This is a genomic window from Ruegeria sp. H3, assembly GCF_056533095.1.
In genome coordinates this window covers 1-14683 of record NZ_JBQFOD010000013.1, presented here as the reverse complement: position 1 = coordinate 14683, position 14683 = coordinate 1, and the positions used below count along the sequence as shown (strand labels likewise).

Genomic DNA, 14683 nt, shown 5'->3' with positions numbered 1-14683 from the left:
CAAAATTCGCTTAGAAATCAGAAGATTCTTGGTAAAACGGCCCACCCTGCAAGGCAGAGCGGGCCGTTTTGAAGCAACTGACGTGCCCCGTTATTCGGGATCAGTGCTGTAGATCAGGCGTTCGTCGCAGGGTGCCACGCGCAAAATATTGGTGCTGCCAGGCACGTTGAAAGGCACGCCTGCGGTAACCACGATCTGATCGGTCTCTGAGGCAAATCCACCGGCGCGGGCCGCGCGGGCTGCATTGACCACTGCGCTTTTGAAACGCTCAAGCTCGGGTGTCATGACGCAATTGCAGCCCCAACTGAGGCACAACCGGCGCGCAGTCCCCATCAGCGAGGTCATGGCAATGATCGGCACACCGGGCCGTTCCCGCGCTGTCAGTGACGCGGTGGTGCCGCTTTGTGTAAAGCAACAAATTGCCTTGATCTCAGTCTTCTCGGCAATTTCACGGGCAGCAGCTACGATCCCATCGGCCACAGTCGTGCCCTTTGCAGTGCGAGAGGCTGCAATGATCTGTGTATAGGTTGGATCAGCCTCAACCTCGATAGCGACCTTGTTCATGGTCTGCACCGCTTCGATTGGGTAAGACCCCGCCGCAGATTCCGCGCTGAGCATGATGGCATCCGTGCCTTCATAGATGGCGGTGGCCACGTCGGACACTTCGGCGCGTGTCGGCATCGGGCTTTCGATCATGCTTTCCAGCATTTGGGTTGCCACGATCACAGGCTTGGCTGCCCCACGGCATTTGCGCACGAGGCGCTTCTGGATCGGTGGCACCGCAGAAACGGGCAGTTCAACACCCAGATCACCGCGAGCGACCATAATGCCGTCCGAGGCATCCAGAATGTCATCAAAGGCTTCAACCGCAGCAGGTTTTTCGATCTTCGACAGAATCGCGGCGCGGCCATCGGCCAGCGCGCGCGCTTCGAACACGTCCTTGGCTCGCTGCACAAAGCTGAGCGCCAACCAATCGACGCCCAGCTGGCAGACAAATTCCAGATCGTCACGATCCTTGGCCGACAAAGCCGCCAAGGGCAGCACGACGTCCGGAACGTTCACCCCCTTGCGGTTCGAGATCGTGCCACCGATTTCAACCGTGCAGTTCGCAAAATCCTGTCCACATTCATCGACGATCAGGCGAATTTTACCGTCATTGACCAGAAGATGCGCGCCCGGTTCGAGCGCCGCAAAAATCTCGGGATGCGGCAAGCAGACACGCGCGCCATCCCCGGCAGCCGGGTCAAGATCCAGACGAAATGCTGCCCCTTCAGCAAGGTCTTCGGCATCATTGGCAAAGACACCTACCCGCAGCTTGGGGCCTTGAAGATCAGCAAGAATGGCAATCGGGCTGTCCAGATCCTTTTCCACCTGCCGTATGATCCGGTGCCGTTCACGAATCTCATCGTGGCTGCCATGGCTCATGTTCAGGCGGAACACATCTGCCCCGGCCTCGTGCAAAGCGCGGATGGTGTCATAGTCATTGGACGCCGGTCCCAGCGTCGCCACGATTTTTACATTTCTAAGGCGTCGCATTGTTTGTGCTCTCCTTGTCCCTCGGCAGTCACAAAATGTTACCGCAAACAGTCGTCGGGATGCTTATTGCGCAATTCCCTTTTTGACGCAACTGCCCTACACCTGCGGCAAACTTGATGACAGGCTTATGACGTATTCTCCTTACTTTGTGCACGGCGAGGATCGCTCCTCCCGTTGGCTGATCACCTGCGACCACGCAACCAACACTGTTCCGCCACAGATCAATGGCGGAGACCTGGGCCTTCCAAGAGAAGATATGGAGCGTCACATCGCCTATGATGTTGGCGCCTATGAGGTGTCAAAACATCTGGGGGAGCATCTGAATGCCCCGGTGATCGCGGCCAATTTTTCTCGGCTGGTGATCGACCCCAACCGAGGTGAGGACGATCCGACCCTTTTGATGAAACTCTATGACGGCTCAATCATCCCCGGCAATCGTGATGCAGACATGGCCGAGCGGGAGCGGCGTTTGAACCAATGCTATCGCCCGTATCACGATGCGCTCAAAAAACTGGCCAATAAACCGGATGCCATCATCATTTCGATGCATTCGTTCACCCGACAACTCAGGGGTCGCGAGCCGCGTCCTTGGCATGTCGGCGTTTTGCACACGCCAGATGAGAGGTTTTCGCGCCCACTGATCGATAGGCTCGGGGTAGAAGATGATCTCTGCGTTGGTGTAAACGAACCTTACACAGGCGTCCTCCCCGGCGATGCAATTGACAAACATGGGACAGCCCACAATCGGCCAAACGCCCTGATCGAGCTGCGCAATGATCTGATCGCAGACCACACCGGACAACGGGCCTGGGCCGATCGCTTAGCGGTGATCCTGCAGGACGCCTTGGTGGCCAGCGACCTTTGATCCACGTCATTGTGACACCTCCATTTAGCCCCCATATTCAGGGCAGATGGAGGTGACCATGACACAGGAGTTTCTGACAACTGTCTTTGGCTGGATGGCGCTGCTCAACATCGCGGTTTTGCTGTTCTCAACCCTTATGATTGTTCTGATGCAGGGCTGGATAGCCGGTATTCATGGCCGTATATTCCAGATGGAACGCCCAGACGTGCGACGTGCCTATTTTCGGTTTCTGGCCAACTACAAGATACTGACCTTGATCTTCTGCATCATCCCGTGGCTGGCCCTGAAGCTGGCATGACACAGAGCTTGTTGAAACAAAGACGCCAGAACGCTAGGTCAGAAAGAGATCGCAACCTGTATTCCGGAGCCAGACAATGGACAAGCAAACCGAAATCGAACTTCAGGCCGCGGCTTTCCGTCGGTTGCAAAAGCACCTGATGGAAGACCGGACCGACGTTCAGAATATCGACATGATGAACCTGGCCGGATTCTGTCGCAACTGCCTATCACGCTGGTATCAGGAAGCTGCGAACGAAAAAGGCATTGAGATGGGCAAAGAGGAGGCCCGTCAAGTTTTCTACGGCATGACCATGGATGAGTGGAAGGCCAACTACCAGACCGATGCGAGCCCCGAGAAACAGGCCGCATTCAATACCGCCTTCGAAGAGAATGTGGGCAAAAAAGACTGAGGCTCATAGGGTAAGACCCGCCGGATTGGCGGGTCTTTTTGATTAGATTGCCGCTTTTCGGCTTTCATCCAGATAAATCTCGCGCAAGCGCTTGGCGATCCGCCCCGGCGTGCCGTCGCCCAGAGTGACGCCGTCGATCTCAACCACTGGCATGACGAAGGCGCTGGCGGAAGTGGTAAAGGCCTCATCCGCCTCTTTGGCTTCATCAATGGTGAACAGGCGTTCTTCAACTTCCATCTGCGCCTCAGCCGCCAATCGCAGAACAGCCTTGCGGGTGATGCCGTGCAGGATGTCATTGGACAAGGGGCGCGTGACGATCTTGCCGTTTTTTACGAAATAGGCGTTGTTGCTGGTGCCCTCGGTCACATAGCCGTCTTCGATCATCCAAGCATCATCACACCCAGCCGCCTTAGCCATCATTTTGCCCATCGAGGGGTACAGCAATTGCGTGGTCTTGATATCACGGCGACCCCAGCGGATGTCATCGATCGAGATGATCTTTGCACCTTTGCGCGAGGCAGGGCTGTCTGCCAGACCCGGCTTGTTTTGCGTGAATAGCACGATGGTCGGCTTGGTATCCTCAGGCGGGAAGACAAAATCCCGATCCCCATCGCTGCCGCGTGAGACTTGTAGATAAACCAAACCTTCCTCGATACCGTTCAGTTCCACAAGTTTACGATGAATCTCCAGCAGTTCGTCCTTGCTACAGGGCTCGGCCATCTGCAATTCGTCCAGTGACCGTTTCAGGCGCACCGCATGACCTTCGAAGTCGATCAGCTTGCCGTCCAGAACGCTGGTCACCTCGTACACCGCATCAGCCATTAGAAACCCACGATCGAATATCGATACCTTGGCCTTGGTCTCAGGCAAGTAGTCGCCATTCACGTAAACAGTGCGGGTCATGTGTTGTCTCCTCAGCCCCAGAGGCTCACTTCCGGCGGATGCACCCCGGCGTCATCAAAAGTAAGCGGTGTGTCGCGGTCTTCGGCCAACAGAAGCGGGCCGTCAAGGTCTGTGACCATTGCATTCTGCGCCAACAGTGTCGCAGGGGCCATGGCCAGAGAGCTGCCGACCATGCAGCCGACCATGACTTTGTGGCCCTCAGCCAACGCCGCCTCGCGCAGCAGCAAAGCCTCGGTCAGACCACCGGTCTTGTCGAGTTTGATGTTCACCACATCATACTTGCCCTTCAGTCCGGGCAGGCTGGCCCGATCATGGCAGGATTCGTCTGCACAAACAGGCACAGGCCGGTCCATCCCGATCAGCGCGTCATCTTCGCCTGCGGGCAAAGGCTGCTCAACAAGCGCGACGCCCAGCCGCACCAGATGCGGCGCGAGGTCGGCGTAGACCTCGGCGGACCAGCCTTCGTTGGCATCAATGATGATGGTCGATTGCGGCGCGCCAGCCCGCACGGCCTCTAGCCGGGGCATATCATCGGGCGTGCCCAGCTTGATCTTCAGCAAAGGACGATGCGCATTCTCAGCCGCCTGAACCTGCATCGCTTCGGGCGTTGCCAGCGACAGCGTATAGGCCGTGATCTCAGGACCCGGAATCGGCAGATCAGCCAATTCCCAAGCCCGCTTGCCTGCACGTTTGCACTCCACATCCCAAAGCGCACAATCAACAGCGTTCCGCGCGGCCCCGGCTGGAAGCAAATCCATCAACTCATCACGCGTGAACTCGGACGGCAGGCCCGCGATCTCGGCTTCAACCGAGTCCAGCGTCTCATCGTAGCGCGCGTAAGGTACACATTCGCCCCAGCCCTGATGGGTTCCATCCGAAATTCGAACTGTCAGCACCTTCGCCTCGGTCCGCGACCCGCGCGAGATGGTGAACATCTGTGCCAGTTGGAACACATCACGAGAGACCTCTACCTGCACGCGCAAGCTCCTTCATCTATTCGAAAAACGCCCGCCAGAGACGTGGGGAGCCACTGACGGGATGTTCAGATCACAAAGCAGCCAACGCGTCCACCAGCTTGCCCGCACCAAAGCGATAGGGGTCAGTGGTCGGAAGCCCTAACTCTGCCTCAACCTTTGCGATATACGCCTTTGCGTCATCCTCGCACAGATGTTGCGTGTTGATCGACACACCCGCCACCTGACAATCGGGGTTTGCCACCTGCGCCAAGGGCAAAGCTGTGTCGCGCAGCTGCTGCAAAGTCGGCAGAGAATACTCGGGCAGACCACGCATATGGGTCCGGGTGGGTTCATGGCACAAGATCAAAGCGTCCGGCTGCCCGCCATGGATCAGCGCCATGGTGACACCGGAATAGGAGACATGGAACAAAGATCCTTGCCCTTCGATATGATCCCAGTGATCAGGGTCGTTCTCAGGCGTCAGGTATTCCACCGATCCCGCCATGAAATCTGCAACGACCGCGTCCAGAGGCACGCCTTGACCGGTGATCAAAATCCCGGTTTGACCAGTGGCCCGGAATGTGGACTTCATGCCGCGTTCGCGCATCTCGGCATCCATCGACATCGCCGTGTACATCTTGCCTGCAGAACAATCGGTTCCAACAGCAAGGCAGCGCTTGCCAGTACGCTTTTTCCCGTTAGCAATCGGATAACCCACAGTCGGCACCCGTACATCATGCAAAGTGCAGCCATGAGTCTGGGCGGCGGCCACCAGATCACCCTCATCCCGCAGCAGGTTGTGCAGGCCCGATGCCAGATCATAACCCATCTCCAGCGCTGCTATCAGAACCTCTTTCCAGGTTTCGCTGATAATGCCACCGCGGTTTGCAACCCCGATTACAAGCGTCTTGGCACCAGCGGCCTTACCTTCGGCCAGCGTCATTTCTGTCAACCCAAGGTCAGCTTTACACCCCTCCAGCCGGATTTGGCCTACCGCGTTTTCCGGCCGCCAATCACGGATACCAATCGCAACCTTTGCGGCCAACAGGTCGGGCGCATCGCCCAAAAACAATAGATACGGTGTCTCGATCATTGCGGTGCACTCCTCTGATTCCGGCTTAAGCTAGAGAAGCCCACGAACGAGCGTTTCGCGTATTCACCAGCCCGGCCACGCTACCGTGCGTTTTTTTTGCGCAAGATGCACATCACATGCAATAATCTTCGAAATTCTCAAAGTGATTAAACTTTAATCGCCGGCTTCATATCCCACAATCGCAGTTTCTGCACATGCAATGCCGCATGCGCAAAATCACGGTTGCACCAGCCTGCGTAATTTAATACCCCAATTCACAGAAAAATCGTAATTTCCTTACTCACACGAGGTCCCGATGAGTTTTCGCATCCAACCCGCCGCACCGGCCCGGCCAAATCGCTGCCAATTGTTTGGCCCGGGCTCGAACACCAAATTGTTTCCCAAAATGGCCGCGTCTGCTGCGGATGTGATCAATCTGGACCTCGAAGATTCCGTAGCACCCTCTGACAAAGACGTCGCGCGGGCCAATGTGATCGAGGCGCTGAACACCATCGATTGGGGCGGCAAATACATGTCTGTTCGGATCAACGGATTGGATACGCCCTATTGGTACCGAGACGTGGTGGATGTGCTGGAACAGGCTGGTGACCGCTTAGATCAAATCATGATCCCCAAGGTTGGCTGCGCGGCCGATATCTATGCAGTCGACGCACTGGTTACAGCCATCGAGCGCGCCAAGGGCCGGACCAAACCGATCTCATTCGAAGTCATCATCGAATCCGCCGCTGGCATAGCCCATGTCGAAGAGATCGCAGCGTCATCTCCACGCATGCAGGCCATGAGCCTGGGGGCCGCAGATTTTGCAGCCTCGATGGGAATGCAGACCACCGGGATCGGCGGCACGCAAGAGAACTACTATATGCTGCGCGAAGGCGAGAAGCACTGGTCTGACCCTTGGCACTGGGCGCAAGCCGCTATCGTCGCCGCCTGCCGCACACATGGTGTTCTGCCAGTCGATGGGCCATTCGGCGATTTCAGTGATGACGACGGCTACATCGCTCAGGCCAAACGCTCGGCAACATTGGGTATGGTCGGCAAATGGGCGATCCACCCCAAGCAGATAGCGCTTGCCAACGAGGTGTTCACTCCATCGGACGAAGCCGTCTCGGAAGCGCGTGAGATTCTGGCCGCGATGGAGCAGGCCAAAGCCAATGGAGAAGGAGCCACCGTTTACAAAGGCCGTCTTGTCGACATCGCATCGATCAAGCAGGCCGAAGTCATCGTGGCTCAGGCCGAACTGATCGCCGCAAACGGCTAAGCAAATACAAAAAAAGGCGCCCATTGCGGCGCCTTTTTCCAACAGATCATTAGACTATCGGCCAAATACATCATCTGGCGTCCAGGTGAACCTTTCACCCTGCTTGCCCCATTTCATCATCAGGCAGGACGACCCGTATTTCTGGAAATACTTTATCTTCAATGGGTACCAACCCGCTTGCGGAACTTCAACCTCGGTCCGTTGATTGGCTTCGCATGGCTGGCGGTCGTTCACATACCCAATCTGCTGCCCACCGATCCACGCATCAAGCCCATCGTTCGACCATGTTTCCAGTTCATAGACGCCAGCTGAATCAAAACGGATGTATCCAGTAATGTCGGCAGCAACGTTGTAGGCCTTATCAAACGTGAGAACTGGGTCGCCGTCTTCAGTATCGCGATAGTCCAACCCCTTTAAGGGTGGCCCTGCTTTGGCCTTTTTCAAAAGGTAGTCCACTTTGGACAGGTTCTGAATTTTTCGTGGGGGGTTCCCCTCCCACGCGTATTTCACATCCAGCCCTGCCTTGGGGCTGGGCTGCGGATCAGCGGGCTGCAGTTTCAAAGGGGCTGCGACAGCAACTCCAGCGAGAAGCGCGATGGCTGGTGCCATTACCCCTATTGGAATGTAGTTCATATTTGTCTCCCTGTGCGCGCCTTGCTTCGGGCTGGACCCATAGGCGTCGTCATTGAGTTAACATTATGACGAGATTTTTTACCTCGCAAGAGAGTGATAGATCACAATATCAAGCTCAAGCGCGCTGATCCTTGGGAGACCCCATAACCACATAAGAGGTGATCGACGTCACGTGCGGAAGCGTGCCCAGCACTTCGGTATGAAAGGTTTTGTAGGATGGCAGGTCGGCGCATTCTACGCGCAGCAGATACTCGATCGTTCCGGTGATGTTGTGACACTCGACAACTTCCGGTGCACGCTGCAACGCGCGTTCGAACCCTTCCTGGGCCGCTTTGGTATGTTCACCCAAACCGACGCCGATATAAGCGACAAAACCTTTGCCCAGCGCTACCGGGTTCAAGACCGCGCGATAGCCCGAGATCACCCCCGCCTTCTCCAACTCCTGCACACGCCGCAAACAGGCTGACGGGGACAGACCAACACGATCCGCCAGTTCCAGGTTGCTAATGCGCCCATCCGCTGTCAGCTCTCGCAATATATCACGGTTTATTTGATCAATTTTCGCCATTAATTGTGAAACTATTGCAATAACGCACAAGAACGCAATTTCATTTGCGTAAGTTGCCGCAAATATTCGTCCGATGACCTACGATATCCTGCTCGCCCTGATTGCCTTTGCTTTCGTTTCCTCGATCACACCGGGGCCGAACAACCTGATGCTGATGGCTTCGGGTGCGAATTTTGGATTTCGCCGGACGATCCCGCATATGCTTGGGATTGGTCTGGGCTTTACCTTTATGGTTCTGCTGGTGGGCGCTGGCCTGGTGCAACTGTTCAATCAGTATCCCATCAGTTACACGGTGCTGAAAATCGCCTCGGTCGTATATCTTCTGTACCTGGCCTGGAAGATCGCGCATGCAGCCCCAACTGAGAACAGTGCCGAGGTCGGTACGCCGATGACCTTTATGCAAGCGGCCGCGTTCCAATGGGTCAACCCAAAGGCTTGGGCAATGGCCCTGACCGCCACAACCGCCTATGCGCCGGGCCAGACTCTGAATGTCATCCTCATCGTCGCGCTTGTTTTTGGGGCGGTCAACTTGCCCTCGGTCAGCACGTGGACGGTACTGGGTCAACAAATGGCGCGGTTCCTGACGAATCCGCGCCGGTTGGTGGTGTTCAACTGGACGATGGCCGGGCTGCTGATTGCATCGCTCTATCCAGTTCTCTGGCCCAATTGATCACTTCAACGGCAGACAGATTTCCGTCAGCAGATCCTCGGGCGCAGTCTCGCGTGGATCGTTGAGGTAGACTTCATAGCATGGTTGATCCGCCGGTTCCTCGCCCGAGGTTGGAAGCCAGTTTCCGAACAGGCTGTCATAGGCCGCATGAATGCCGGAATACGGGCCTTTGAAAGTCAGTACCGCCGTTTTCCCACCCGGGATGTTCATACCCTCCATACCCTCGGGCGTCTCATCACCCCGGTATTCAGCGCCGGCATAGCTGCGCAGCTGATCCGCGGGCACTGCTTCAGGGTTATCCAGGTAAATTCCGATCACCGGGCCCATCTGGGGCCACAATTGCCGGGATTCGCACAGGGCACCAAAGGCTTCGAAACTTCTACCGATTTCGGAGTAAGCGCCTTTGTGGGGCAGAGCAATAATGCGGCGGGTGGGTTCTGTTCGCGTCGTCACAGGATACATAGGATATTCTCCGGTTTTGAAATGTGGATGCGACGGAAGAACTTGGCCTGTTTTGCGAAAGGTGGCAGGGCTGCTGCCATAGGCCTGAGAAAATGCCCGCGTAAAGGACTTGAGATTGGGATACCCAATCTCGGCGGCAATCTGCGGCACCGGCCTGTCGGATTGTAACAGCCAGGTCGCGGCGCGATGCAAACGCAACCGTCGAACAGCCTGCGCGCAGGTTTCGCCAGTCAAGGCCCGGAACACACGGTGCCAGTGGAACCGCGACATTGCGGCGACATCGGCCAACGCATCCAACGACAGGTCCCCGGCGGGGTTGTCATGAATATATGCCAGAACGCGCAGCACACGGTCTTCGTAGCGGGTCACCATCGGCGTCTTCCCTTTCTTCCTCGCCCGACTGAATTTGCATATTCTTGAACCACAAATCTTGCTGAGTTGCATCCGGGGCAACCACACGGCATATAGCTAGGAAATTTCACGCAGGTGAGGCGGCATGACCCAGTATCTGGATTTCGAAAAACCCTTGGCCGAGATCGAAGGCAAGGCGGAAGAGTTGCGCGCGCTGGCCCGCGCCAATGAAGAGATGGATGTGGCCGAAGAAGCCGCAGCTCTGGACGCCAAGGCCGCCAAGCTGCTGGATGAGCTGTATGCGGATCTGACCCCCTGGAGGAAATGTCAGGTGGCGCGTCACCCCGAACGGCCGCATTGCAAAGACTATGTCGATGCGTTGTTCACGGAATTCACACCTTTGGCGGGGGACCGGAACTTTGCCGACGATCTGGCCGTGATTGGCGGGTTGGCCCGGTTCAATGATCAGCCAGTGATGGTGATCGGCCACGAGAAGGGCTCGGATACCAAATCGCGGATCGAGCGAAATTTCGGTATGGCCCGCCCCGAGGGGTATCGCAAGGCGGTGCGCCTCATGGAAATGGCCGGTCGCTTTGGTCTGCCGGTTATCACCCTGATCGACACTGCCGGCGCCTATCCTGGCAAAGGGGCAGAAGAACGCGGCCAGTCTGAGGCGATTGCCCGGTCGACCGAGATGTGCCTGAAGATCGGCGTGCCTCTGGTCTCGGTTATTATCGGCGAAGGTGGGTCTGGCGGGGCCGTGGCTTTTGCCACTGCAAACCGCGTCGCGATGTTGGAACACTCGGTCTATTCGGTCATCTCGCCCGAAGGCTGCGCCTCGATCCTGTGGAAAGATTCCGAGAAGATGCGTGAGGCCGCCGAAGCGCTGCGCTTAACCGCGCAAGACCTCTACAAGTTGGGCGTCTGCGATCGCATTATCACCGAACCCAAGGGCGGTGCCCATCGCGGTCGCCCCGAGACGGTCGAGTCGGTGCGCGCGGCGATCACTGCCATGCTGAAAGAGCTGGATGGCAAAGACGCGGCGGCCCTGATCAAAGACCGCCGTCAGAAGTTCCTGGATATTGGCTCAAAGGGGCTGGCGGCGTAACTCGTCAGCCGCCCAAACGGCGCAACAACTCAACCGAAGGCTTACCGGTTACGGCCAAGCCATTCGCGCGCTGATAGCCGCTGATCGCGGCCTCGGTATTCTTGCCGATCACCCCATCCGCGCCTTGCGTGTCGTACCCGGCTGCCGTCAGGCGGCGTTGCAGGTTCTTCCGGTCCTCAAGAGTCAGACCCGTTGCATCCGGCCCGAACGAGGCTTTGAACGGCGCCCCGCCGGCGATCCGGTCGGACAGGTGCCCGACGCCAATCGCGTAGCTGTCCGAGTTATTGTAGCGCTTGATCACATTGAAATTGCGGAACACGGCGATTTGGGGTCCCGGAACCTGCGGCTGTAAAACCGCGACGGGCGTGCCCGATACGGTGCCTACCTCTCCGCCCCAGGGTTGACCACGCACCCAACCCGCCCGCGACAGATAGGCGGCAGTTGAGGCCAGCGAATCCGACGGATCCTCGGACCAGATATCGCGCCGTCCATCACCCGTGAAGTCGACCGCATAGGCCAGATAAGAGGTCGGGATGAACTGTGTATGACCCATGGCCCCGGCCCAGCTGCCGGTCATGTTTGAGGGCGAGGTATCGCCCTCCTGAATGATCCGCAGTGCCGCAACCAGCTGCTTTTCAAAGAAGGCGCCGCGCCGCCCGTCATAGGCCAGCGTTGACGTCGCCGAGATCACCGGTACATCCCCGCGCCGCGCGCCATAACGGCTTTCCAGTCCCCAAACGGCCACGACCACTTCTTTGTCGACGCCATATTGTGCTTCGATCTGAGAAAGCGTGCCGTTGTACCGCTGCAGCATTTGCTGACCGGTGCTGATCCGTTCATCCGAGGCGGCGATGGCCAGATAATCCTCGAGCGAGCGTTTGAATTCGACTTGATTGCGATCACGCTCAATCACGCCGGGCAGATAACCTGCCCCTTGAAAGGCGCGGTTCAGGGTGGATTGCGAGATGCCCTGAGAAGACGCTCGGGTTTTGAAACCAGCAACCCAGGTATCATATCCTGCATTCGGGACAGATTGCATGCGTGATGCGGGCGCCCGTGCCGGAGCAACCCCGCTGCTACACCCCGCCAAGACCGCCGCGCCAAGGCCGATAGAAAAGGTCCGTCGATTGATCATGTCTGACATCTGCTCTTGTTTGTGATTTGCATCAGCCTAGCGCAGAGCACGCGCGCAAACCAGAACGACAGACAGGGACCGGGACGAATTCGACAGGTAGGCGGTTCGTCGCTTAACTGACCAGCAATCGCAAGCCCTGTGTCACGTCCGAACGCACGGCAAGGCGCAGGCCGGGCTCATCCCCGGCCTTGAGCGCGGCTATGATCAGCTTGTGATAATGTGGCGGCTCGGTACGGCGCAGTCTGCCATAAAGCGCACGCATCGTGGGGCCAAGCTGCAGCCAGACAGTTTCGGCCATAGCCAACATCGCGGGGGCTTGGGCCCGCAAATAAAGCGTGCGGTGAAATTCCAGATTGGACCGGATATATCCCACCGCATCTCGCTTTGTTACCATCTCGGCGACGGTCATATTAATGCTCTGTAAACGGTCGATCAGTGCGATATGCGCACGCGGCAAGGCGCGGCTGGCCAGTTCGACCTCTAGCAGCGCCCGCAGTGCCGCCAATTCTTCGATCCGGTCATTGGTCAGCTCCGGTGTCGACACGCGGCCAGACGAGGACAGGATCAAGGCACCCTCAGCCGCCAAACGCCGCACCGCTTCGCGCGCAGGGGTCATCGAGACCTCGAACTCTTTGCCAATCCCCCGCAGGGTCAGTGCTTTACCTGGTGAAATCTCTCCGTGCAAAATCCGAGATCTTAGGGCACGGTACACCCGATCATGCGTTGCGATTTGAGAATCTGAGGGACGTGTCGCTAACATGGCTTCATGTGATCACAAAAAACCGCAGCGTCAACTCGCATCGGAATCAAAACGGTATAGATGCAGGGTTGCTCCATACTCGCGCAGCCAGCGGCGTGGGGTGTCATAGGGCCCAAATATGCGATCGACCTGTGCCCAGAACGCCGGCGAATGGTTCATCTCAACCAGATGCGCCACCTCATGCGCCGCGACATAGTGCAGAACCTCAGGCGGCGTCAGGATTAGCCGCCACGAGAACATCAAACCCCCGTCGGAACTGCAGGACCCCCAGCGCGAGCGTGTATCCCGCAATGTCAGGCTGTTGTAGGAGCGTCCCAGCATGGCGGCATAGTCATCGCAAGCCTCGGTCAACCGATCCCGCGCCAGCTCTTTCAGAAAGCGGGCCAAACGGCGCCCTTCTGACCCGGCTGGAACAGCAACTTCATGGTCGCTCAACAAAACCCGTCGGCCGGTTGCGCTTACGATTCGACGATCGTGCCCCTCAACCGGGATGACGCTGCCGACGCGCACTTGTTCTGGATCGGGTTGACCTTCCAGATGCTGTCGGATCCAGTCCTCTTTGCTACGCGCGAAACTCAGCGCCTCAGTCTCGGGCACGCCATGCGGATAAGTTAGCGTAACCCGCCCATCCAATTGGGAAATCCGCAGGCTGATCCGCCGCGCCCGCGCCGATTTGCGCAGCGTCAATGGCACAGGCGGCGTACCCGGCAACGCATGTTCCCCCATATCCCATCCTCTTCCGCGCAAAGGCTTTGACAGTGCCCGCCGCCTGTGGCAGGTGAACTGAATCTTTAAGACGACTCACCTGATATCAAGGGGATTTGACATGCCCAAGGAAGAATGGGGCGTAAAGCGCGTTTGCCCGACCACTGGTAAGCGGTTTTATGACCTGAATAAAGACCCGATCGTCAGCCCCTATACGGGCGAGGTTGTGGAGCTTGAAACCGGTAAAAGCCGGATGATCGCCGCCGATGCTGAAGATGCGGCAACGGCCAAGTCCCGCGAGAACGCCTCCGAAGACGATCTGGTTCTGGACGATGACGAAGACGTCGATGTGGATCTTGACGACGATCTACTGGATGATGACGATGACAACAACGACGATGTGTCGTTGGATGACATCAAGGATATGTCATCGGAAGACGAAAACTGATCTGTTCCCCGAGGCGGCTTGAGGCGGCCTCGGGACATCCCTTGGATCCAGACGGAAAGTTTGGCGCGTTTCCATTTTTGGACTTGCACTCGCCGCCCCCGTCTCATAAACGTCCGTCCACTGCCGCGGCAGTACCTAGATGGGGCCTTAGCTCAGTTGGGAGAGCGCTTGCATGGCATGCAAGAGGTCAGGGGTTCGACTCCCCTAGGCTCCACCACCTCCTCAATGCTGTTAAAAATCAACTACTTAGCAACCTGATGCTGACAAGCTGACAAGGTCATGCTGACCAATGTCTCGCCGCCTATTACTACTTGTCTCCGTATCAGCAGCGCCTTGGGTGTTGATACACATGCCTTTTACTGCGAGCATGATTGACCATTAGCGCTTGATGAGAAATGGTGCTCTGGCAGTATAACTCGCTCTGCATACAGGGAAATTCGAGGCAGGTTTAACTAGGCTCCAGACTCATTGATTTACAGCCAGAACAGTACGGTAGCTGCTAGAGCGATGGCCGAAAGGAATACCTTTGGGCATCTGTCATAT

General features: G+C 57.2%; 17 protein-coding genes and 1 tRNA gene. 8 read left to right on the top strand and 10 right to left on the bottom strand.

The window, feature by feature from the left end; genetic code table 11:
* Nucleotides 1-90: 90 nt before the first annotated feature.
* Entirely contained in the window at nt 91-1536 is a 1446-nt protein-coding gene (pyk, locus tag ACR0JE_RS15105; RefSeq protein ID WP_480544911.1) for a pyruvate kinase, read from the bottom strand.
* 127 nt (nt 1537-1663) lie between these two features.
* Between pyk and ACR0JE_RS15100 the strand changes: the two genes are divergently transcribed.
* The 3 genes from ACR0JE_RS15100 (at nt 1664) to ACR0JE_RS15090 (ending at nt 3090) form a co-directional block, all read left to right on the top strand.
* Nucleotides 1664-2401: an N-formylglutamate amidohydrolase gene (locus ACR0JE_RS15100; protein ID WP_480864758.1), complete on the top strand. Its 738-nt coding sequence runs from the start codon at nt 1664-1666 to the stop codon at nt 2399-2401.
* 58 nt (nt 2402-2459) lie between these two features.
* Nucleotides 2460-2699, top strand: a complete 240-nt coding sequence (locus ACR0JE_RS15095; protein ID WP_353013223.1) for a DUF6868 family protein — start codon at nt 2460-2462, stop codon at nt 2697-2699.
* Between the two features lie 76 nt (nt 2700-2775).
* Nucleotides 2776-3090, top strand: coding sequence for a DUF1244 domain-containing protein (locus ACR0JE_RS15090; protein WP_480550080.1), 315 nt, complete (start codon nt 2776-2778; stop codon nt 3088-3090).
* A 42-nt stretch (nt 3091-3132) separates the two neighbouring features.
* Here the strand turns inward: ACR0JE_RS15090 and ACR0JE_RS15085 are convergent, their stop codons facing one another.
* The 3 genes from ACR0JE_RS15085 to dgcN all read right to left on the bottom strand — a co-directional run bounded on the left by ACR0JE_RS15085 (nt 3133) and on the right by dgcN (nt 6042).
* Nucleotides 3133-3993, bottom strand: a complete 861-nt coding sequence (locus tag ACR0JE_RS15085) for a D-amino-acid transaminase (protein WP_480864757.1) — start codon at nt 3991-3993, stop codon at nt 3133-3135.
* Nucleotides 3994-4004: 11 nt separating this feature from the next.
* Nucleotides 4005-4970 (bottom strand): N-acetyl-D-Glu racemase DgcA, encoded by a 966-nt coding sequence (gene dgcA, locus ACR0JE_RS15080; protein ID WP_480864756.1) that lies wholly within the window; start codon nt 4968-4970, stop codon nt 4005-4007.
* A 70-nt stretch (nt 4971-5040) separates the two neighbouring features.
* Entirely contained in the window at nt 5041-6042 is a 1002-nt protein-coding gene (gene dgcN / locus ACR0JE_RS15075; RefSeq protein WP_480864755.1) for an N-acetyltransferase DgcN, read from the bottom strand.
* 295 nt (nt 6043-6337) lie between these two features.
* Between dgcN and ACR0JE_RS15070 the strand changes: the two genes are divergently transcribed.
* Nucleotides 6338-7300: an L-malyl-CoA/beta-methylmalyl-CoA lyase gene (locus ACR0JE_RS15070; protein ID WP_480864754.1), complete on the top strand. Its 963-nt coding sequence runs from the start codon at nt 6338-6340 to the stop codon at nt 7298-7300.
* A 54-nt stretch (nt 7301-7354) separates the two neighbouring features.
* Here the strand turns inward: ACR0JE_RS15070 and ACR0JE_RS15065 are convergent, their stop codons facing one another.
* Nucleotides 7355-7933, bottom strand: coding sequence for a PA14 domain-containing protein (locus ACR0JE_RS15065; RefSeq protein ID WP_480826520.1), 579 nt, complete (start codon nt 7931-7933; stop codon nt 7355-7357).
* A gap of 115 nt (nt 7934-8048) precedes the next feature.
* Nucleotides 8049-8501, bottom strand: coding sequence for an Lrp/AsnC family transcriptional regulator (locus ACR0JE_RS15060; protein ID WP_353013236.1), 453 nt, complete (start codon nt 8499-8501; stop codon nt 8049-8051).
* Nucleotides 8502-8574: 73 nt separating this feature from the next.
* Between ACR0JE_RS15060 and ACR0JE_RS15055 the strand changes: the two genes are divergently transcribed.
* Nucleotides 8575-9171: a LysE family translocator gene (locus ACR0JE_RS15055; RefSeq protein ID WP_480864753.1), complete on the top strand. Its 597-nt coding sequence runs from the start codon at nt 8575-8577 to the stop codon at nt 9169-9171.
* Here the strand turns inward: ACR0JE_RS15055 and ACR0JE_RS15050 are convergent, their stop codons facing one another.
* Nucleotides 9172-10005 carry an AraC family transcriptional regulator gene (locus ACR0JE_RS15050; RefSeq protein WP_480864752.1) on the bottom strand — a complete coding sequence of 278 codons (834 nt, stop codon included), beginning with the start codon at nt 10003-10005 and terminating at the stop codon, nt 9172-9174. It abuts the gene before it with no gap.
* A 124-nt stretch (nt 10006-10129) separates the two neighbouring features.
* On the opposite strand from ACR0JE_RS15050, the gene ACR0JE_RS15045 reads away from it, so the two are divergent.
* Nucleotides 10130-11092: an acetyl-CoA carboxylase carboxyltransferase subunit alpha gene (locus ACR0JE_RS15045; RefSeq protein WP_170531511.1), complete on the top strand. Its 963-nt coding sequence runs from the start codon at nt 10130-10132 to the stop codon at nt 11090-11092.
* Nucleotides 11093-11096: 4 nt separating this feature from the next.
* Here the strand turns inward: ACR0JE_RS15045 and ACR0JE_RS15040 are convergent, their stop codons facing one another.
* The 3 genes from ACR0JE_RS15040 to ACR0JE_RS15030 form a co-directional block, all read right to left on the bottom strand.
* A complete protein-coding gene (locus ACR0JE_RS15040) occupies nt 11097-12227 on the bottom strand; it encodes a lytic murein transglycosylase (protein ID WP_480864751.1) in 1131 nt (376 codons plus the stop codon).
* A gap of 112 nt (nt 12228-12339) precedes the next feature.
* Nucleotides 12340-12987: a GntR family transcriptional regulator gene (locus ACR0JE_RS15035; protein ID WP_480864750.1), complete on the bottom strand. Its 648-nt coding sequence runs from the start codon at nt 12985-12987 to the stop codon at nt 12340-12342.
* Between the two features lie 30 nt (nt 12988-13017).
* Nucleotides 13018-13713: a M48 family metallopeptidase gene (locus ACR0JE_RS15030; protein WP_480864749.1), complete on the bottom strand. Its 696-nt coding sequence runs from the start codon at nt 13711-13713 to the stop codon at nt 13018-13020.
* Between the two features lie 100 nt (nt 13714-13813).
* Between ACR0JE_RS15030 and ACR0JE_RS15025 the strand changes: the two genes are divergently transcribed.
* Together ACR0JE_RS15025 and ACR0JE_RS15020 are read left to right on the top strand one after the other, a co-directional pair.
* On the top strand, nt 13814-14140 hold the full coding sequence (locus ACR0JE_RS15025) for a TIGR02300 family protein (protein WP_480864748.1): 327 nt from the start codon (nt 13814-13816) through the stop codon (nt 14138-14140).
* A 141-nt stretch (nt 14141-14281) separates the two neighbouring features.
* Nucleotides 14282-14357: transfer RNA gene (locus tag ACR0JE_RS15020), tRNA-Ala, on the top strand.
* Nucleotides 14358-14683 lie beyond the last annotated feature (326 nt).